Annotated in this window: 17 protein-coding genes; 9 read left to right on the top strand and 8 right to left on the bottom strand. The window is 55.3% G+C overall.

The window, feature by feature from the left end; all coding sequences use genetic code 11:
• Positions 1-29 precede the first annotated feature (29 nt).
• From FEM41_RS09945 to mtnN, 3 genes are read right to left on the bottom strand one after another with little or no spacing between them, the layout of a single operon-like run.
• Positions 30-650: a TRIC cation channel family protein gene (locus FEM41_RS09945; protein ID WP_138095827.1), complete on the bottom strand. Its 621-nt coding sequence runs from the start codon at positions 648-650 to the stop codon at positions 30-32.
• Between the two features lie 10 nt (positions 651-660).
• Positions 661-1,473, bottom strand: coding sequence for a vitamin B12 ABC transporter substrate-binding protein BtuF (btuF, locus tag FEM41_RS09950; protein ID WP_138095828.1), 813 nt, complete (start codon positions 1,471-1,473; stop codon positions 661-663).
• Positions 1,466-2,164 carry a 5'-methylthioadenosine/S-adenosylhomocysteine nucleosidase gene (gene mtnN, locus FEM41_RS09955; RefSeq protein WP_138095829.1) on the bottom strand — a complete coding sequence of 233 codons (699 nt, stop codon included), beginning with the start codon at positions 2,162-2,164 and terminating at the stop codon, positions 1,466-1,468. The genes btuF and mtnN overlap by 8 nt, the downstream gene beginning before the upstream one ends.
• 64 nt (positions 2,165-2,228) lie before the next feature.
• Here mtnN and dgt point away from each other — a divergent pair, with 64 nt between their 5' ends.
• From dgt to FEM41_RS09970, 3 genes are all read left to right on the top strand, one after another.
• Positions 2,229-3,743 carry a dGTPase gene (dgt, locus tag FEM41_RS09960; protein ID WP_138095830.1) on the top strand — a complete coding sequence of 505 codons (1,515 nt, stop codon included), beginning with the start codon at positions 2,229-2,231 and terminating at the stop codon, positions 3,741-3,743.
• A 150-nt stretch (positions 3,744-3,893) separates the two neighbouring features.
• Entirely contained in the window at positions 3,894-5,321 is a 1,428-nt protein-coding gene (gene degP, locus FEM41_RS09965) for a serine endoprotease DegP (RefSeq protein ID WP_138095831.1), read from the top strand.
• Positions 5,322-5,476: 155 nt separating this feature from the next.
• Positions 5,477-6,652 carry a CdaR family transcriptional regulator gene (locus FEM41_RS09970; protein WP_138095832.1) on the top strand — a complete coding sequence of 392 codons (1,176 nt, stop codon included), beginning with the start codon at positions 5,477-5,479 and terminating at the stop codon, positions 6,650-6,652.
• 2 nt (positions 6,653-6,654) lie between these two features.
• Here FEM41_RS09970 and FEM41_RS09975 read toward each other — a convergent pair whose 3' ends face one another.
• The 5 genes from FEM41_RS09975 to map all read right to left on the bottom strand — a co-directional run bounded on the left by FEM41_RS09975 (position 6,655) and on the right by map (position 12,316).
• On the bottom strand, positions 6,655-7,041 hold the full coding sequence (locus tag FEM41_RS09975) for a DUF3461 family protein (RefSeq protein ID WP_138095833.1): 387 nt from the start codon (positions 7,039-7,041) through the stop codon (positions 6,655-6,657).
• A gap of 162 nt (positions 7,042-7,203) precedes the next feature.
• Positions 7,204-7,371, bottom strand: a complete 168-nt coding sequence (locus FEM41_RS09980) for a YhfL family protein (RefSeq protein WP_138095834.1) — start codon at positions 7,369-7,371, stop codon at positions 7,204-7,206.
• Positions 7,372-7,942: 571 nt separating this feature from the next.
• Positions 7,943-8,767, bottom strand: a complete 825-nt coding sequence (dapD, locus tag FEM41_RS09985; RefSeq protein WP_138095835.1) for a 2,3,4,5-tetrahydropyridine-2,6-dicarboxylate N-succinyltransferase — start codon at positions 8,765-8,767, stop codon at positions 7,943-7,945.
• 42 nt (positions 8,768-8,809) lie between these two features.
• Positions 8,810-11,479 carry a bifunctional uridylyltransferase/uridylyl-removing protein GlnD gene (gene glnD, locus FEM41_RS09990; RefSeq protein WP_138095836.1) on the bottom strand — a complete coding sequence of 890 codons (2,670 nt, stop codon included), beginning with the start codon at positions 11,477-11,479 and terminating at the stop codon, positions 8,810-8,812.
• A 42-nt stretch (positions 11,480-11,521) separates the two neighbouring features.
• Positions 11,522-12,316: a type I methionyl aminopeptidase gene (gene map, locus FEM41_RS09995; protein WP_138095837.1), complete on the bottom strand. Its 795-nt coding sequence runs from the start codon at positions 12,314-12,316 to the stop codon at positions 11,522-11,524.
• Between the two features lie 316 nt (positions 12,317-12,632).
• Here map and rpsB point away from each other — a divergent pair, with 316 nt between their 5' ends.
• From rpsB to ispU, 6 genes are all read left to right on the top strand, one after another.
• A complete protein-coding gene (gene rpsB, locus FEM41_RS10000) occupies positions 12,633-13,358 on the top strand; it encodes a 30S ribosomal protein S2 (protein ID WP_138095838.1) in 726 nt (241 codons plus the stop codon).
• A 184-nt stretch (positions 13,359-13,542) separates the two neighbouring features.
• The gene (gene tsf / locus FEM41_RS10005) at positions 13,543-14,391 is read left to right on the top strand and encodes a translation elongation factor Ts (RefSeq protein WP_138095839.1); all 849 of its coding nucleotides are present in this window, start codon (positions 13,543-13,545) and stop codon (positions 14,389-14,391) included.
• 210 nt (positions 14,392-14,601) lie between these two features.
• The gene (gene pyrH, locus FEM41_RS10010) at positions 14,602-15,327 is read left to right on the top strand and encodes a UMP kinase (protein WP_138095840.1); all 726 of its coding nucleotides are present in this window, start codon (positions 14,602-14,604) and stop codon (positions 15,325-15,327) included.
• Between the two features lie 142 nt (positions 15,328-15,469).
• Positions 15,470-16,027 (top strand): ribosome recycling factor, encoded by a 558-nt coding sequence (frr, locus tag FEM41_RS10015; RefSeq protein ID WP_138095841.1) that lies wholly within the window; start codon positions 15,470-15,472, stop codon positions 16,025-16,027.
• 262 nt (positions 16,028-16,289) lie between these two features.
• Positions 16,290-17,486 carry a 1-deoxy-D-xylulose-5-phosphate reductoisomerase gene (ispC, locus tag FEM41_RS10020; RefSeq protein ID WP_138095842.1) on the top strand — a complete coding sequence of 399 codons (1,197 nt, stop codon included), beginning with the start codon at positions 16,290-16,292 and terminating at the stop codon, positions 17,484-17,486.
• A gap of 197 nt (positions 17,487-17,683) precedes the next feature.
• Complete coding sequence (gene ispU / locus FEM41_RS10025) at positions 17,684-18,442, top strand: (2E,6E)-farnesyl-diphosphate-specific ditrans,polycis-undecaprenyl-diphosphate synthase (RefSeq protein WP_138095843.1); 759 nt, start codon at positions 17,684-17,686, stop codon at positions 18,440-18,442.
• Positions 18,443-18,449 lie beyond the last annotated feature (7 nt).

Below are 18,449 nucleotides of genomic sequence, written 5' to 3' on the forward strand. Positions count from 1 at the left end.
GCCGCGCATGATGCGCGGCCTTTTTGTTTTTATTGCCTGTCCTCAAGCGCAAAGGTGGGCAGCTTCAGGCGCCAGCGAATGGCGGCCAGCCGAATACTCAGGGTCACGGCCATGCCTATCATACTGGCTTGCTCCAGCGGAACCTGGAAGGTATCCCAGGCGGTGGCGTGGACAATACCGCCGACAATGCAGGCAGTGGCATAGATTTCGGTACGCAGTATCATCGGCACTTCACGGGCCAGGACATCGCGGATAATGCCGCCACCGACACCGGTCAGCACGCCCATGCAAACGGCGATCAGCGGGCCGGTTCCGGCCATAAAGGCTTTATTCACCCCGATGCCGACAAACACCGCCAGGCCTACGGCATCCAGCACCGGCAGTATCCATTTCGGCAGGCGTCTGGGCTGGCGCACCAGAATAATGGTCATCATGCTGGTGACCATCGCCACCACCAGATCGGTGGGATCCTTAACCCAGAATACTGGGCCATTCGCCAGCGCCATATCGCGGATGGTACCGCCGCCCACGGCGGTCACCACGCCGAGAACCAGCACCCCGAAGGGGTCCATACGTAGTTTTCCCGCCAGCAGAACGCCGGAGATCGCAAAGACGGCTGTGCCAATAATATCCAGCCAGTAGACCAGCATGCAGAGTGCCTCAACTCGGTGATTTCAGGTGCGACAGCGCCCCGCAAAGCTGCCGGGCGGCGAGGATAATACGCGGCCCCGCCCGTTCAAACCAGTCCTCTTTAAGGCCAATCACCGGAACCGGCAGCGTTGCTCCCCAGAAGCGTCGAACGGCAGCGGCTTTCTGCTCACCGCCTGGCGTAATAATAGCCTGAGGCTGGCGCGCCAGCACCTGTTCCCGACTAACCTGGGGCCAGGGCACCTTACTTTCAGCAAAGATATTGTCGCCGCCGCAGGTTTTCAGTAGCTGGTTCTGAAGCGAACGGGCGCTGCTGGTGAACAGTGGCCGGTCACCGAACTGCAAAAATACCGGTCGTTTTGGCCTGCCGCTGTACTGTTGCTGTAGCACTCGCCACTGGTCGCGTAACCGAGCCGCTGCCTGGCGCGCCTTGTCCGGCGCTGGGCTCCAGTCAGCCAGTTGCTGGAGCGCGTTCGCCACCTCTTCGACCCGGGTGGGATCGAGCCATAGCACCTTAATACCAAATCGGGACAGTTGTTCGACCGGGCGACTGGGGTTGCCGCCGCGCCAGGCCAGTACCAGATCGGGCTTTAGCGCCAGGATGCGCTCGACCTTAATGCCCTGCCAGTCTGCTACCTGCTCAATACTTTTCGCCTGTTCGGGATAGTCTGACCAGGCGCTGACCGCTACGGGGGTAATACCGGCGGCGAAGGCCAGTTCGGTATTGGCAGGGGAGAGTGAAATGACGCGCGGCGCGGCAAACAGCCACGCCGGCAGTAGCATCAGCAGAGCGCAGAGCGTGGCTCTGCCGGGCCTGTTAGCCATGGGCCAGTTTTTGTACCAGTGATTCGACCATCAGGCTGGACTGACGGGCCGCGACAGCCAGGAACTCTTCGAAGCTCAGGTGGGATTCCTGGTCGGCCACGTCGGAAATGGCGCGAACCACCACGAACGGCGTGCCAAAGTTATGGCAGACGTGGCCAATGGCGGTGGCCTCCATTTCTACGGCGATCGCCTGCGGGAAGCGGCGGCGAATATTAGCCAGATTTTCCGCGCCGTTGATGAAGGCGTCGCCGCTGACTACCAGACCGCGCACGGCGTGCAGGTTTAGGGCTTCAATGCACTGTTCGGCGGCATTAATCAGCTTTTCGTCGGCCACAAAAGCCGCCGGGCAGCCTGCCATCTGGCCGTATTCATAGCCGAACGCGGTGACGTCGGCATCGTGATAGCGCACTTCGTCAGAGACCACGATATCACCCACTTTTAGCGACGGCGCCAGGCCACCTGCCGATCCGGTATTGATCACCACATCCGGTTTACAGTGGTCCAGTAGCAGCGCGGCGCCCATGGAGGCGGCCACTTTACCGATGCCGGATTTCAGCAGAGCCACATCAACCCCGTTCAGCGTACCGGTATAGATTTCGCTACCGCCAAGCTTCAGCGTCTGGCGGTTTTCAATTTTGTCGCGCAGCAGCGTGACTTCTTCTTCCATTGCACCAATGATGCCAACTTTCATTCGGGTACTCTCCAGGGCTAATTTGGCTGTATAGTCTATCATGGCTGGAAAAACGGGAGGGAGCATGAACGGTATTGATTTTCGCAGGAAAATAAACTGGCACCGCCGGTTTCGTTCACCGCAGGGAGAAAAGACGGAACATGAAATTCTGCGGATTTTCGAAAGCGACCGCGGCAGGATCATCAATTCGCCGGCTATTCGCCGCCTGCAGCAGAAGACTCAGGTCTTCCCGCTGGAGCGCAATGCGGCGGTGCGCACCCGGCTGACCCACTCTATGGAGGTTCAGCAGGTGGGGCGCTACATCGCGCGCGAGGTGCTGAGTCGTCTGAAAGAGCAGAAGCTGCTGGAAATCTACGGGCTGGATGAGCTGACCGGGCCTTTTGAGAGCATCGTCGAGATGGCCTGTCTGATGCACGATATCGGTAACCCCCCTTTTGGCCACTTTGGCGAAGCGGCCATTAATGACTGGTTTCGTCAACGTCTGTTTCCGGAAGATACCCGCTGTGACGCCGCGCAGGATACGCGCTGCGAGATAACCTGTCTGCGGCTTCGGGAAGGGGAGTCGGAACGTAATACCTTGCGTCGCCGGGTGCGTCAGGATCTCTGCCATTTTGAGGGTAATGCCCAGGGTATTCGTCTGGTGCATTCGCTGTTGCGAATGAACTTAACCTGGGCTCAGGTGGGCTGTATTTTGAAATACACCCGTCCGGCCTGGGATGCCGACCAGCCGCCTGAGGCATTTCGCTACCTGATGAAAAAGCCCGGCTACTACCTTTCTGAAGAAGCCTATATCGCCCGACTGCGGCGCGAATTAGAAATGGATGAATATTGCCGTTTCCCCCTGACATGGATTATGGAAGCCGCGGATGATATCTCTTATTGCGTGGCGGATCTGGAAGATGCGGTAGAAAAAAATATTTTCACGGTAGAGCAGCTGTATCAGCACCTGAAAAACCGTTGGGGAGAGCCTGAGTCTGGCGATCTGTTCTCTGTGGTCATCAATGACGCCTGGGAGAAGTCGGGCACCAATACCATGCGCCGCAGTACGGAAGATCAGTTCTTTATGTATCTGCGGGTCAATACCCTGAATAAGCTGGTACCCTACGCCGCACAGCGTTTTATCGATAATATCGGGCAGATATACGCGGGCTCCTTTAATCACGCGCTGCTGGAAGATGACAGCCCGTTCAGTCGTCTGCTGGAGCTGTATAAACAGGTGGCGAAGCGTCATGTTTTTTGCCATCCGGAGGTCGAGCAGTTGGAGCTTCAGGGCTACCGCGTCATTAGCGGGCTGCTGGATATTTACCGCCCGCTGTTGATGATGTCGTTTGCGGATTTCCAGCAAATGGTGGCGAACAATAGCGTGGGCCATTTGCCGATCGAAACCCGGCTATACCACAAATTATCCACCAAACACTGCCTGTCTTATATTGAGGCGATTAAGAATTTGCCAGAGAATTCGCCCGACATGGAGGAGATGGAGTTTTATTATCGCTGTCGCCTGATTCAGGACTATATCAGCGGAATGACCGATCTCTATGCCTGGGACGAATACCGGCGGCTGATGGCGGTGACCTGAGTCACCGCTTTGTAAAGATGAACAATAAATTTTTACCTTTTCCATAACCTGTTTAAGGGAACTTCACGCTATAAATTCACTCTGATAATTGCCATAAACAATAGCCATTCTGGCTCGCTCAGTATTTAAAGAAATTTGAGATAGAAACTGATGAAAAAAACCACGTTAGCAATGAGTGCGCTGGCTCTGAGTCTGGGCCTGGCGCTGGCCCCTGTGTCATTCGCCTCCGCCGCTGAGACTGCCTCTTCTTCCGTCGCGTCGCAACAGATGCCGAGTCTGGCGCCGATGCTGGAAAAAGTGATGCCATCGGTGGTGAGTATTAACGTAGAAGGGAGTACTACGGTTAATACGCCGCGCATGCCGCGCAACTTCCAGCAGTTCTTCGGCGACAACTCACCGTTCTGCCAGGACGGTTCGCCTTTCCAGAGTTCTCCCTTCTGCCAGCAGGGGGGCGCGGATGGCGGCCAGCAGCAGAAATTTATGGCGCTGGGCTCCGGGGTCATTATTAATGCCGAAAAAGGCTATGTGGTGACCAACAACCACGTTGTGGATAAGGCGACCAGCATTAAGGTTCAACTGAGCGACGGGCGTAAGTTCGACGCTAAGGTAGTCGGTAAGGACCCGCGTTCTGATATCGCGCTGATCGAGCTGAAAGATCCGAAAAACCTGAGTGCGATTAAACTGGCGGATTCCGATGCCCTGCGGGTGGGCGACTACACTGTCGCTATCGGTAACCCGTATGGTCTGGGTGAAACCGTGACCTCCGGTATCGTCTCTGCCCTGGGGCGCAGTGGGCTGAATGTGGAAAACTATGAAAACTTCATTCAGACCGATGCCGCCATTAACCGCGGTAACTCCGGCGGCGCGCTGGTTAACCTGAACGGCGAGCTGATTGGTATTAACACCGCGATTCTGGCGCCGGATGGCGGCAATATCGGTATCGGTTTTGCCATTCCCAGCAATATGGTGAAGAACCTGACCGAGCAGATGGTTAAATATGGCCAGGTTAAGCGCGGTGAGCTGGGCATCATGGGGACCGAGCTGAACTCCGACCTGGCGAAAGCCATGAAGGTCGATGCCCAGCGCGGCGCTTTCGTAAGCCAGGTGATGCCGAACTCCTCTGCGGCGAAAGCGGGCGTGAAAGCGGGCGATGTTATCGTCTCTATGAACGGTAAGCCGATCAGCAGCTTTGCCGCGCTGCGTGCCCAGGTGGGCAGTATGCCGGTAGGCAGTAAGGTTAAACTGGGTCTGCTGCGTGAAGGCAAGCAGGTTAGCGTTGACCTGGAGCTGCAGCAGAGCAACCAGAATCAGGTGGACTCTTCCAGCGTCTTTAACGGTATTGAAGGGGCCGAACTGAGCAACCGCACCGGCAAAGATAAAGGCGTTATCGTCAATAGCGTGAAGGCGAATACGCCTGCAGCGCGCATCGGTCTGAAGAAGGGCGATGTGATTGTTGGCGCGAATCAGCAGCCGGTAAACAACATTGCCGAACTGCGTAAGATTCTGGACAGCAAGCCGTCGGTGTTGGCGCTGAACGTTCAGCGCGGCGACACCTCTATCTATCTGCTGATGCAGTAATCCTCTCTTCACTCCTTCTCAGGCCGCGTATGCGGCCTTTTTTTGTGATGTTTTACATATCTTCATATCCCTCTGTTGCGCTTTGGGCATTTGCACAATGTTATTGCCTTCTCTCTGGCCTATGCTAGAACGTCGATTAGCGGGAGGAGGGGATTATGGCAGACTGGCACCTGAATGACCTGATGGCGCAGGAGATCGTCGACAGGACGATGCGTATCATCGATACCAATATCAACGTCATGGACGCACGCGGCAGAATTATTGGCAGCGGAGATCAGGAGCGAGTTGGCGAATTGCATGAAGGTGCGCTGCTGGTGCTCTCACAGGGGCGGGTTGTGGATATCGACGACGCGGTGGCGCGCCATCTGCACGGGGTACGTCAGGGGATTAATCTGCCGCTACGTCTGGAAGGGGACATTGTCGGCGTAATCGGGTTGACCGGCGCACCGGAAACGCTGCGTCAGTACGGCGAACTGGTCTGTATGACGGCGGAGATGATGCTGGAGCAGTCAAGGCTGATGCATCTGTTGGCCCAGGATCGGCGGTTGCGTGAAGAGCTGGTGATGAACCTGATTCAGGCGGAAGAGCACACGCCTGCGCTGGTGGAGTGGGCCCAGCGGCTGGGAATTGACCTGAATCAGCCACGGGTAGTGGCCGTGGTTGAGGTAGACAGCGGGCAGTTGGGGGTCGACAGCGCCATGGAGGAGTTGCAGCGTCTGCAAAACGCCCTGACCACGCCGGAGCGAAATAACCTGATCGCTATTGTTTCGCTGACGGAAATGGTGGTGCTGAAACCGGCGCTAAACGCCTTTGGGCGCTGGGATGCAGACGATCACCGACGTCGGGTGGAGCAACTGCTGTCCCGCATGGAAGAGAGCGGTCATCCACGTTTTCGTATCGCGCTGGGTAACTACTTTACCGGCCAGGGAGCGATAGCCCGTTCCTGGCGAACGGCCCGCACTACTATGATGGTGGGTAAGCAGAGGATGCCGGAACAGCGCTGTTATTTTTATCAGGATCTGATGCTGCCGGTGTTGCTCGATGGCCTGCGTGGCGGCTGGCAGGCTAATGAGCTGGCCCGGCCGTTGGCCAGGCTGAAATCGATGGACAACAACGGGCTGCTGCGCCGTACCCTGAACGCCTGGTTCCGTCACAATGTACAGCCGCTGGCGACCTCACGGGCGCTGTTTATTCACCGTAATACGCTGGAATACCGGTTGAATCGGGTGGCGGAACTGACGGGGCTTAATCTGAGTCACTTCGACGATCGGCTACTACTGTATATCGCCCTGCAACTGGATGAGCAGCAGGGCGTGGGCGGCGTCAGCTAAAATTATTTGCGGGTCAGCTTTTCGAGATCGGCTTCGATCTCGGTAATTTTGTTGGCTACCACGCTTTCCAGATGGCGCAGATCGTCAAGAATCTTGCGCTTCAGATCGACATCGCTACGCTCGCGCTGGCAGATTTGATCGAGTTCATCGATCACGTAGCGCAGATTGGGGCTGCTCTCCTGGACTTCCCGATATCCCTGTCCGGTACCGCCTGCGGCGACCGTCTTGCGCTGGCGCGGATATTTAAACTTCACGCTTTTGGCGAAGAACTCGCCTTTATCCTTGTGAAAGTAGATCTTCAGGATGTCGTTATTCGCCTCCTGGCGCAGGCTGTAACGGTCAATCTCTTGCGGATTAGTGATGCCGAGGCTTTTCAGATTATCGTACATAGTGGCGTTTTCCCCTTTAAGCGAGACGAGAGCATCCAGTAGATAGTTAACGGAAAGCGGTTTTTTTGCCAGTTCTGATATCAAAAATTCGACATTACGGGAGAGGAAACAGAAAAGCCGACCGCAGGGGTCGGCTTTACACCATCGGGTAACCCGCAAGACTTACTTGTCTACCGGGCCACAGCCACCAATAATTTTAGAGATAGAAATTGCCGGATGCAGAAGGTAATCGTAGTCGCAGTTCTTCTCTTTATTGTAAATGCTACCGGTACAGCCTGTCAGAGTAGCTAACAGAGCAGCAACAACCGTGAGCTGTGCGATTTTTTTCATTGTATCAATCCTGTTTGAAATAATTCCATTGAGAGTGCGCTATCAATTAGCGTCGTGCTAAATATAATCTTACAAACAATAATGATGCCAAGCATAATGTAAATAAAATGACATAACTGGCAAGCGGCGTTATTTGTTGCGTGAGCACACGAAGAATATTCCTAATAAGATAATGGGGGTATTGTTTCCGGTTTTTTCCTGAAAGCGTCTTAAAAAAGCGGTGGGGTAGATGTGGCAGGGGATAGCTCTGTGCCAGAGCAGACTCTGTAATTATCGCTGTTTTTATTGCTCTGGACTGGATACAAGCGTGACAGATAAAATAATGTTTTTATTTTATGGCTATTTTCCTGTTTTTATATTGATGATGTTTTAGGATTTTATTCTGGTTACGGAGAATACTTGCTGGATTAGTTACTGGAAATCAATATGGTAAATAATTAAGACAATCGACTGTGTTGGGAGAATATTCCTGGTGCTGGGGCGCATGTTATTATATCCGGCGAGGGACTGGCTGCTGAATAAAAAAGGCGGCGCCGGAATCCGGGCCGCCCTGATAATGGATAACTGTCGCTTAGTCGATCGAGCGCAGCAGTTCGTTGATACCTACCTTGCCACGGGTTTTGGCGTCAACCTTCTTGACGATGACTGCGCAATAGAGGCTATATTTGCCATCTTTAGAAGGCAGGTTGCCGGAAACCACTACCGAGCCAGCCGGAACGCGACCGTAGTGGACTTCGCCGGTTTCGCGGTCATAGATTTTGGTGCTCTGGCCGATGTATACGCCCATAGAGATAACGGCGCCTTCTTCAACGATAACCCCTTCGACGATCTCGGAGCGCGCACCGATAAAGCAGTTGTCTTCGATGATGGTCGGGTTAGCCTGCAGCGGCTCCAGTACCCCACCGATACCCACGCCGCCGGACAGGTGTACGTTTTTGCCGATCTGGGCGCAGGAGCCCACGGTTGCCCAGGTATCCACCATGGTGCCTTCATCGACGTAAGCGCCGATGTTAACGTAAGAAGGCATCAGTACGCTGTTGCGGGCGATAAAGGCGCCCTGACGCACTGCCGCTGGCGGTACCACGCGGAATCCTTCCTTCTGGAAGCGCGTTTCGTCGTAGCCGGCGAATTTCATTGGCACCTTGTCGAAATAGCGGCTTTCTGCCCCTTCCATCACCTGATTATCATTAATGCGGAAGGAGAGCAGGACCGCCATTTTCAGCCACTGATGGGTCACCCACTGACCGTCAACTTTCTCGGCTACGCGCAGCTCACCGCTGTCGAGCAGAGCGATAACCTGATTAACGGCATCGCGGGTTTCGGAATCAACGTTGGCCGGTGTAATGTCGGCACGGCGCTCGAAAGCGGACTCAATCACTTTTTGAAGCTGCTGCATTGTTTTGCTCTTTCCTGATGGCTAATTGTCACTTAAAAGAAGTTACCCTTTATCGTTTGGATTAAGGGCCTCTGTCAACCGTTGCTGTACTTCGCGCTGCAGATCCTCCCCCAGCGCGCGCCCTTCTGCGTTGGCGAGAATAAACAGATCCTCCACCCGTTCGCCGATGGTGGAGATGCGTGCGCCGTGCAGGGAGATATCCAGATCGGCAAAGATCTGCCCGACGATAGCCAGCAGACCTGGCTGATCGAGGGCGATCAGCTCCATAAAGGAGCGGCGCTCGGTATGGGTTGGCAGAAAAGCGATTTCGGTCGGTACATTGAAGTGGCGCAGCCTGGCCGACTGGCGGCGCGGGCGCGGCGGCTGCCAGGAGCGCTGGGTGATGGTCTGTTCCAGCCCCTGAATGATGGCCTCGTGGCGATCGGCGGAAAGTGGCGTGCCGTCCGGCTCCAGTACGATAAAGGTATCCATCGCCATACCGTCGCGGGTGGTGAAAACCTGGGCATCGTGGACGCTCAGATTACGACGGTCCAGCTCGCCGCAGACGGCAGCGAACAGATAAGGGCGGTCCGGACTCCAGATAAAGATTTCGGTACCGCCGCGGGTGGCTTGGGGGCTGAGCAGGATCAACGGCTGCTCCAGATCGTGGCGCAGCAGATGCCGGGCATGCCAGGCCAACTGGTTGGGGCTGTGGCGTACAAAGTAGCTGGCGCGGCAGCGACGCCAGATCCGGTGCAGCGCCTCTTCGTCGATGCTTTCCATTCGTAGCAAGGCCAGCGCCTGGCTCTGATGATGACGCACCCGCTCGCGCATATCGGGCGTGTTGTGCATGCCGCGCCTGAGCTGCTTTTCGGTGGCGAAGTAGAGTTCGCGCAACAGACTCTGCTTCCAGCTATTCCACAGGGTTTCGTTGGTGGCGCAGATATCCGCTACCGTCAGACATACCAGATAGCGCAGACGATTTTCGCTCTGCACCTCTTTGGCGAACTGTTTGATCACTTCCGGATCCTGAATGTCGCGGCGCTGGGCGGTGACCGACATCAACAGATGCTGGCGCACCAGCCAGGCGACCAGCAGGCTTTCGCGGGAGTTCAGGCCGTGCAGTTCGGCAAAGGCCCGAACGTCCTGAGCGCCCAGCACCGAGTGGTCACCGCCGCGACCTTTGGCAATGTCGTGGAACAGCGCGGCGATAAAAATCAGTTCGGGGTGGCTCAGCCGCGGCCAGAGATTGGCGCACAGCGGATGGCGCAGGCGGGTTTCTTCATCGCCAAAGCTTTCCAGTTTCAGTAAGACCCGGACGGTGTGCTCATCCACGGTATAGGCGTGAAACAGGTCAAACTGCATCTGGCCGACGATATGGCCCCACTGCGGCATATAGGCCCAAAGTACGCTGTAGCGGTGCATTGGCAGTAGGCCATGGCGTACCATTCCCGGGTGGCGTAGCATTGCCAGAAACAGCTCACGGGCTTCCGGAATATAGCACAGCGGTTGTTTCAGATTACGGCGGGCGTGGCGCAGCTGGCGCAGAGTGGTGGAGTAGATACCGCTAATCTCGCGATTGCGCACCATAGTGTAGAACATGCGCAGAATCGCCTGAGGTTCGCGCATAAACAGGGTTTCATCACGTAAGTCGATAAGCGAGCCGCGCAGCTGGAAATCGTCGTCGATAGGGCGGGGCTTTTCATCGGCGGGTAGCGCCAGAATCGCTTCGTCGAACAGCTGCAACAGCACCTGATTCAGCTCGCTGACCCGATGCATCACGCGATAGAAGTTCTTCATCATCTGTTCGACCGGCGCATTGCCATCGCCGCTATAGTTCAGACGCCGGGCGACGCTCAGCTGGCGGTCGAACAGCAGGCGGTTGTCGTAGCGGTTGAGCTCCAGATGCAGCGCGAAGCGGATGCGCCACAGTTGAATCTGACACTCATTCAGTTCGGCGCGTTCGGCGTCGGTCAGAAAGCCGAAACCGACCATCTCATTCAATGACGTGGCGCCAAAGTGGCGTCGGGCCACCCATTGCAGGGTATGAATATCGCGCAGGCCGCCGGGGCTGTTTTTAATGTCCGGCTCCAGGCTATAGCTGGTGCCGTGATAGCGCTGGTGGCGCTCCTCCTGCTCCGTCACTTTGGCAGCGAAAAATTGCTCCGACGGCCAGAAACCGTCGCTGAACACCTGCTTCTGCATCTCAAGGAACAGCGTGACGTCGCCGGTAAGCAGACGAGACTCGATCAGATTGGTAGCGATGGTCAGGTCGTTAAGTCCTTCCTGCAGGCATTCATCCAGGGTGCGGACGCTGTGGCCGGGCTCCAGACGCAGATCCCAAAGCGTGGTAATCAGGGCACCGACTTTCTGCGCCAGAGATTCCGGCAGCGGTTCGCGACTCAGAATAAGCAGATCGATATCCGACAGTGGATGCAGTTCGCCGCGACCATAGCCGCCTACGGCAATCAGCGCCAGGCCGGGCACATCACCAAAGCCGTCGTGGCGCCACAGGCGTTGCAGGAGCTGATCGATAAATTCGGTTCGGGCGCTGATGAGCTTGTCTACCGCTACGCCGTCGTCAAAGGCGCGACCCAGCCACTGATGGAAGTCATCCAGGTGGGGGCGTAGTGTATCGAGGTCGAAACACGCTTCTTGCCAGGTATTGGGGTTTTCCGGCTGACCGGGGAGGGTGGCCCGGGTCATATTCAGATGAGGGGAACTGTTATCCATGCGGGGGCCCATAAAAAAGCCGGCGTGCGCCGGCTTCAGATGTTATTCATCATGCGATATCACGCGCGGGATGGTGTCATCTTTGCGCAGGGTCAGGATCTCGCAGCCGTTCTCGGTGACCACAATAGTATGCTCATACTGTGCAGACAAGCTGCGATCCTTGGTTTTCACCGTCCAGCCATCTTTCATGGTACGGATGCGGTAGTCGCCGGCGTTGACCATCGGCTCGATGGTAAAGGTCATACCGGTTTTCAGCACCACGCCGCCGTCATCGGCATCGTAATGCAGCACCTGCGGCTCTTCATGGAAGCCTTCGCCGATGCCGTGGCCACAGTATTCGCGCACCACAGAGAAACCTTCTGCTTCAACAAATTTCTGAATCGCGGCGCCCAGCGAACGCAGGCGGATACCCGGCTTCACCATACGCAGCGCCAGGTAGAGGCTCTCCTGGGTGATGCGGCACAGACGCTCGCCAAGAATTGTTGGCTTACCAACGATAAACATTTTGGATGAATCGCCATGGAAGCCATCTTTAATGACGGTCACGTCGATATTAACGATGTCGCCCTCTTTCAGATGCTTATCGTCGCTGGGGATACCGTGGCACACCACTTCGTTGATCGAGATGCAGACCGATTTCGGAAAGCCATGATAGCCCAGGCAGGCGGAAACCGCGTGCTGTTCGTTGACGATATAGTCGTTGCAGATGCTGTCCAGCTCGCCGGTGGTGACGCCGGGCACCACGTGGGCTTCGATCATCTCCAGAACTTCGGCGGCCAGACGACCGGCAACGCGCATTTTTTCGATATCTTCAGGGGTTTTGATTGAGATTGCCATGCAATGAGATCCGCTGTGTCGGGGTTTCGACAATAATTAATGATAGCGGTAATGGTATCAGGGCAGATCCAGGTAGCCAAATTGCTAATGATGCTATCCGCGACCAGGCAACAACTATTGGAGTCCGGCGCTGGTTTGTGGTATAAAGCGCGCCGGAATTCTATTTCGTATAGTACATACCATACGGAACGGAACAGACGAAAACTCACTTTGTGTATAACACACACGTATCGACACATATTCCGGGGTGCTCTTCGGAGTCGGTAATATGGGATACGTGGAGGCATAACCCCACTTAATCTATAGAGGTTTAAACATGGCAACTGTTTCCATGCGCGATATGCTCAAGGCTGGTGTTCACTTTGGTCACCAGACCCGTTACTGGAACCCGAAAATGAAACCGTTCATCTTCGGCGCGCGTAACAAAGTTCACATCATCAACCTTGAGAAAACTGTACCGATGTTCAACGAAGCTCTGGCTGAGCTGAGCAAAATCTCTTCCCGTAAAGGTAAGATTCTGTTCGTTGGTACTAAGCGCGCTGCAAGCGAAGCGGTAAAAGAAGCTGCAACCAACTGCGATCAGTTCTTCGTGAACCATCGCTGGCTGGGCGGCATGCTGACCAACTGGAAAACCGTTCGTCAGTCCATCAAGCGTCTGAAAGACCTGGAAACTCAGTCTCAGGACGGCACTTTTGACAAGCTGACCAAAAAAGAAGCGCTGATGCGTACCCGTGAACTGGACAAGCTGGAAAACAGCCTGGGCGGTATCAAAGACATGGGCGGCCTGCCGGACGCACTGTTTGTGATCGACGCAGACCACGAGCACATCGCTATCAAAGAAGCCAACAACCTGGGTATCCCGGTATTCGCTATCGTTGATACCAACTCCGATCCGGACGGTGTTGACTTCGTTGTCCCGGGTAACGACGATGCAATTCGCGCTGTTAGCCTGTACCTGAACGCTGTTTCCGCGACTATCCGCGAAGGCCGTTCTCAGGACCTGGCAACTCAGGCTGAAGAAAGCTTCGTAGAAGCTGAATAATAAGGTTCGCTCTTTTAGAGCCCTTATTAACCAGGTATAAAAAGTTTGGTTAGGGGGCCTGTCTCAGGCCCCTTTTTTGTTTGAGTCCGGCTTGTCAGGCTATCCTTTGATGAGTCGCACTATACCGCTGTCTCCGCTGGGGGCAGGGGTGATCTCACCGCACGAGATAATCGAGGATTAAATAATGGCTGATATTACCGCTTCCCTGGTAAAAGAGCTGCGCGAGCGTACCGGCGCAGGCATGATGGATTGTAAAAAAGCGCTGGTCGAAGCTAACGGCGACATCGACCTGGCTATTGAGAACATGCGTAAATCGGGTGCTATCAAAGCGGCGAAAAAAGCAGGTAACGTGGCTGCTGACGGCGTCGTTAAAACCAAAATCGTCGGCAACTATGGCGTGATTCTGGAAATTAACTGCCAGACCGACTTCGTTGCTAAAGACGGTGGTTTCCAGGCATTTGCAGACAAAGTTCTGGATGCAGCCGCTGACGGCAAAGTCACTGACGTTGAAGTTCTGAAAGCCCAGTTCGAAGACGAGCGTGTGGCGCTGGTTGCTAAAATCGGTGAGAACATCAACATCCGCCGCGTTTCAATTCTGGAAGGCGCAGAGCTGGGTGACTACCTGCACGGCGCTCGCATCGGCGTTCTGGTTGCCGCTACCGGCGCTGACGAAGAGCTGCTGAAAGATCTGGCGATGCACGTTGCTGCCAGCAAGCCGGAATTCGTGAAGCCGGAAGATGTGTCTGCTGAAGTAGTAGAGAAAGAGTACCAGGTTCAGCTGGACATCGCGATGCAGTCCGGTAAGCCGAAAGAGATCGCAGAGAAAATGGTTGAAGGCCGTATGAAGAAATTCACCGGCGAAGTTTCTCTGACCGGCCAGGCTTTCGTTAAAGATCCGAGCAAAACCGTAGGTCAGTTGTTGAAAGAGAAAGGCGCTGACGTAACTGGTTTCATCCGCTTTGAAGTGGGTGAAGGCATCGAGAAAGTTGAAGCTGACTTCGCTGCCGAAGTCGCTGCAATGTCCAAGCAGTAATGCTGTTAAAGGAGCCGCCTGCGGGCGGCTCTTTTTTACGGACAACGCCTGAATTCCGGTCGCCGGGAATTTCCTCTGGTCCTGGCGGCAAACGGGCAACACGGTCAGAGGCCATTATCAGTCTGCTCTGATTCCGCTTTGATCGTAATGCGACAACACTCTGTCGCCAGACTTAACCATCCCATTCGTTGATTGTTCCAGGAAAGAAACATGGCTACCAATGCAAAACCCGTCTATAAACGCATTCTGCTTAAGCTGAGCGGCGAAGCGCTGCAAGGTGCAGAGGGCTTCGGTATCGATGCAAGCATACTGGACCGTATGGCTCAGGAAATTAAAGAGCTGGTTGAGTTAGGGATCCAGGTCGGGGTGGTTATTGGCGGCGGCAACCTGTTCCGCGGCGCGGGACTGGCCGAAGCCGGTATGAACCGCGTAGTCGGCGATCACATGGGCATGCTGGCTACCGTGATGAACGGCCTGGCCATGCGCGACGCGCTGCACCGCGCCTATGTGAACGCCCGTCTGATGTCTGCTATTCCGCTGAACGGCGTGTGTGACAACTACAGCTGGGCCGAGGCGATCAGCCTGCTGCGCAATGGCCGCGTGGTTATCTTATCCGCTGGCACCGGTAACCCCTTCTTCACCACCGATTCGGCCGCCTGCCTGCGTGGTATCGAGATCGAAGCCGATGTGGTGTTGAAAGCGACTAAGGTCGATGGCGTCTACTCGGCCGATCCGGTAAAAGATCCGAACGCGACCCTGTATGATCAGTTGCACTATCAGGACGTGCTGGAGAAAGAGCTGAAAGTAATGGATCTGGCCGCCTTTACGCTGGCCCGCGATCATAAATTGCCGATTCGCGTCTTCAACATGAATAAGCCAGGCGCGCTGCGTCGGGTGGTCATGGGTGAAAAAGAAGGCACTTTGATTACGGACTAATTTTCGTTTGCCTGGAATCAGGGTAAGATTCCGCCTTCGAAATCGATTTCTCACAGGTCGGCCCGGCAAAGAGCGCTATACTTAAGCACTCCGCTGCAGGCGGTGCGGGCAGCCTGACAACCAGTTTTCAAGGACTTATAACGTGATTAGCGATATCAGAAAAGACGCCGATGTACGCATGGACAAGTGCGTGGAAGCGTTTAAAAACCAGATCAGCAAAATCCGTACCGGTCGTGCTTCCCCAAGCCTGCTGGACGGCATTATGGTGGAATACTACGGCGCGCCCACGCCGCTGCGCCAGCTGGCCAGCGTCACCGTGGAAGACACCCGCACGCTGAAAGTCAACGTGTTTGATCGCTCTATCTCTGCTGCGGTCGAGAAAGCGATCATGACCTCCGATCTGGGCCTGAATCCGAGCTCAGCAGGGAGCGATATTCGTGTGCCGCTGCCGCCGCTGACTGAAGAGCGCCGTAAAGATCTGATCAAAGTGGTTCGCGGCGATGCTGAAGATGCACGCGTGTCGGTACGTAATGTTCGCCGTAACGCTAACGATAAAGTCAAAGCGCTGCTGAAAGATAAAGAGATCAGCGAAGACGACGAACGTCGTTCTCAGGATGAAGTTCAGAAGCTGACCGACGCGGCTATCAAAAAGATTGATGCGGCGCTGGCAGATAAAGAAAAAGAGCTGATGGAATTCTAATCACTCTTCGAAAGCAATACTCTAAATAATTCAAGTTGCATTGCGGCGGCAACTGAGTGAATCCCCGGGAGCATAGCCGTACTATGTGACCGGGGTGAGCGAAGGCAGCCAACAAAGAGGCGGCTTGAAGTATGACGAGTATATGAAAAAACGCCGTACAGGGAGGCCAGTCAAACGGTCTGAACTGACGGCGTTTTTTGCTTTTTAGGCTGTGCGGCTGAGCCGTGCGTTTGATACATACCTCCGGGTTTCAGAGCATTTCATGAAGCATTTGACCATTCTTGGCTCGACCGGCTCTATCGGTTGCAGCACCCTCGACGTGGTTCGCCACAATCCCGAACGGTTCGCCGTTTCCGCGCTGGTGGCAGGAAGCAACGTCTCCCGCATGCTTTCTCAGTGCCTTGAGTTCCAGCCGCGCTATGCGGTAATGAACGATGATGCCAGCGCCTGCGATCTTGGCAGGCGCCTGAAAGAGGCGGGAAGCCGTACCGAGGTGCTGTCCGGTAGGTCAGCCGCCTGCGATATGGCGGCGCTGGATGAGGTTGACCAGGTGATGGCGGCGATCGTCGGTGCTGCCGGTCTGCTGCCGACGCTTGCGGCGATCCGGGCCGGTAAACAGGTGCTACTGGCGAACAAAGAATCACTGGTGACCTGCGGCCGACTGTTCATGGATGCCGTAAAGCTGTCAGGCGCGCAACTTTTGCCCATCGACAGCGAACATAATGCCATTTTTCAGAGTATGCCCGAAACAATTCAGCAACAGCTGGGATACGCTGACCTGGAGGAAAATGGGGTCCGCTCAATTATCCTTACCGGGTCAGGTGGCCCGTTCAGGGAAATGCCGCTGGCGAGCTTCGGGACGATAACCCCGGAACAGGCCTGTCGGCATCCGAACTGGTCGATGGGACGTAAAATCTCTGTCGATTCTGCCACCATGATGAACAAAGGTCTCGAATACATAGAAGCCCGCTGGTTATTTAACGCCTCTGCCGAGCAGATGGAGGTGTTGATTCACCCGCAATCGGTGATTCATTCGATGGTGCGCTACCAGGACGGCAGCGTGCTGGCGCAACTGGGGGAGCCGGATATGCGTACGCCTATTGCGCATGCTATGGCTTACCCGGATCGGGTAAATTCCGGCGTTCAACCGCTGGATTTTTGCCGGATCGGTTCGCTCAGCTTCCAGGCTCCGGATATGCAGCGCTACCCCTGTCTGCAACTGGCCGTGACGGCATTTGGACAGGGGCAGGCAGCGACGACCGCGCTGAACGCGGCGAATGAAGTTGCCGTCGCTGCTTTCCTGGAGGGCGCCATTACGTTCACTGATATTGCGGCGCTAAACCGTGATGTGCTGGCGACTATCGCCGTACCGGAACCCCGCAGCGTGGAAGAAGTATTGGGGGTGGACAGCGAGGCGCGGGCACTGGCATCGGCAAAAGTTGCACGCTTTACGCATTGATAAAGCGGCACCGTTATACCCGAAGTATGCAGGGTATATTTGTGGGTCCAGGGCTGAGGTGATATAGTCTGCGCCACCCAATGGAAGCTCATTGGTGCTTATCAGGTAGTTAAGCCGTGGTTGACACGGCTTTTTTACGTGAAGGCTTCTGTATTCCTGAGAACCGCTTAATCCTTATCAGGGAAATTAAACGCGTTATGTTGTCTGCTAACCAACCATTAAGCGAAAATTCACCTGCGCATGGAGCACGCCATGTCGCCATTATTATGGATGGCAATGGCCGTTGGGCGAAAAGACAAGGGAAGATGAGGGTCTTTGGCCATAAGGCCGGTGCCAAATCGGTCCGGCGTGCGGTCTCTTTTGCTGCCAATAATGGCGTCAGCGCGCTGACGCTCTATGCGTTCAGCAGCGAAAACTGGAACCGTCCCGCGCAGGAGGTCAGCTCCCTGATGGATCTGTTCGCCTGGGCCCTGGATAGCGAGGTGAAGAACCTGCACCGGAACAACGTGCGGCTGCGTATCATCGGCGATACCTCGCGCTTTAACGCCCGACTGCAGGAACGTATCCGTAAAGCTGAAGCGCTGACGGCTCAAAACACCGGTCTGACGCTGAATATCGCTGCGAACTATGGCGGACGATGGGATATTATTCAGGGAGTGAAGCGCCTGGTCACCCAGGTTCAGGACGGTGTCCTGACGCCCGAGCAAATCGATGAAGAGATGCTAAACCAGCAGATCTGCATGAATGAGCTGGCTCCCGTAGATTTAGTGATTAGGACAGGGGGAGAGCACCGTATCAGCAACTTTCTGTTGTGGCAGATAGCCTATGCTGAACTCTACTTTACCGATGTTCTCTGGCCTGATTTCGATGAACAAGACTTTGAAGGTGCGTTGCATGCCTTTGCAAATCGCGAGCGACGTTTTGGCGGCACGACACCCGGTGGCAGCTATGCCTGATGGGGGG

Source organism: Jejubacter calystegiae (genome assembly GCF_005671395.1).
Taxonomy (GTDB): domain Bacteria; phylum Pseudomonadota; class Gammaproteobacteria; order Enterobacterales; family Enterobacteriaceae; genus Jejubacter; species Jejubacter calystegiae.

Excerpts from the sequence above, each read along its gene's own strand:
- FEM41_RS09975 (WP_138095833.1), bottom strand. The coding sequence starts at position 7,041 with ATGTACGATAATCTGAAAAGCCTCGGCATCACTAATCCGCAAGAGATT.
- glnD (WP_138095836.1), bottom strand. The coding sequence starts at position 11,479 with ATGGATAACAGTTCCCCTCATCTGAATATGACCCGGGCCACCCTCCCC.
- mtnN (WP_138095829.1), bottom strand. The coding sequence starts at position 2,164 with ATGAAAGTTGGCATCATTGGTGCAATGGAAGAAGAAGTCACGCTGCTG.
- degP (WP_138095831.1), top strand. The coding sequence starts at position 3,894 with ATGAAAAAAACCACGTTAGCAATGAGTGCGCTGGCTCTGAGTCTGGGC.
- ispC (WP_138095842.1), top strand. The coding sequence starts at position 16,290 with ATGAAGCATTTGACCATTCTTGGCTCGACCGGCTCTATCGGTTGCAGC.
- FEM41_RS09945 (WP_138095827.1), bottom strand. The coding sequence starts at position 650 with ATGCTGGTCTACTGGCTGGATATTATTGGCACAGCCGTCTTTGCGATC.
- FEM41_RS09980 (WP_138095834.1), bottom strand. The coding sequence starts at position 7,371 with ATGAAAAAAATCGCACAGCTCACGGTTGTTGCTGCTCTGTTAGCTACT.
- tsf (WP_138095839.1), top strand. The coding sequence starts at position 13,543 with ATGGCTGATATTACCGCTTCCCTGGTAAAAGAGCTGCGCGAGCGTACC.
- FEM41_RS09970 (WP_138095832.1), top strand. The coding sequence starts at position 5,477 with ATGGCAGACTGGCACCTGAATGACCTGATGGCGCAGGAGATCGTCGAC.
- pyrH (WP_138095840.1), top strand. The coding sequence starts at position 14,602 with ATGGCTACCAATGCAAAACCCGTCTATAAACGCATTCTGCTTAAGCTG.
- dapD (WP_138095835.1), bottom strand. The coding sequence starts at position 8,767 with ATGCAGCAGCTTCAAAAAGTGATTGAGTCCGCTTTCGAGCGCCGTGCC.
- btuF (WP_138095828.1), bottom strand. The coding sequence starts at position 1,473 with ATGGCTAACAGGCCCGGCAGAGCCACGCTCTGCGCTCTGCTGATGCTA.
- map (WP_138095837.1), bottom strand. The coding sequence starts at position 12,316 with ATGGCAATCTCAATCAAAACCCCTGAAGATATCGAAAAAATGCGCGTT.
- ispU (WP_138095843.1), top strand. The coding sequence starts at position 17,684 with ATGTTGTCTGCTAACCAACCATTAAGCGAAAATTCACCTGCGCATGGA.
- dgt (WP_138095830.1), top strand. The coding sequence starts at position 2,229 with ATGAACGGTATTGATTTTCGCAGGAAAATAAACTGGCACCGCCGGTTT.
- rpsB (WP_138095838.1), top strand. The coding sequence starts at position 12,633 with ATGGCAACTGTTTCCATGCGCGATATGCTCAAGGCTGGTGTTCACTTT.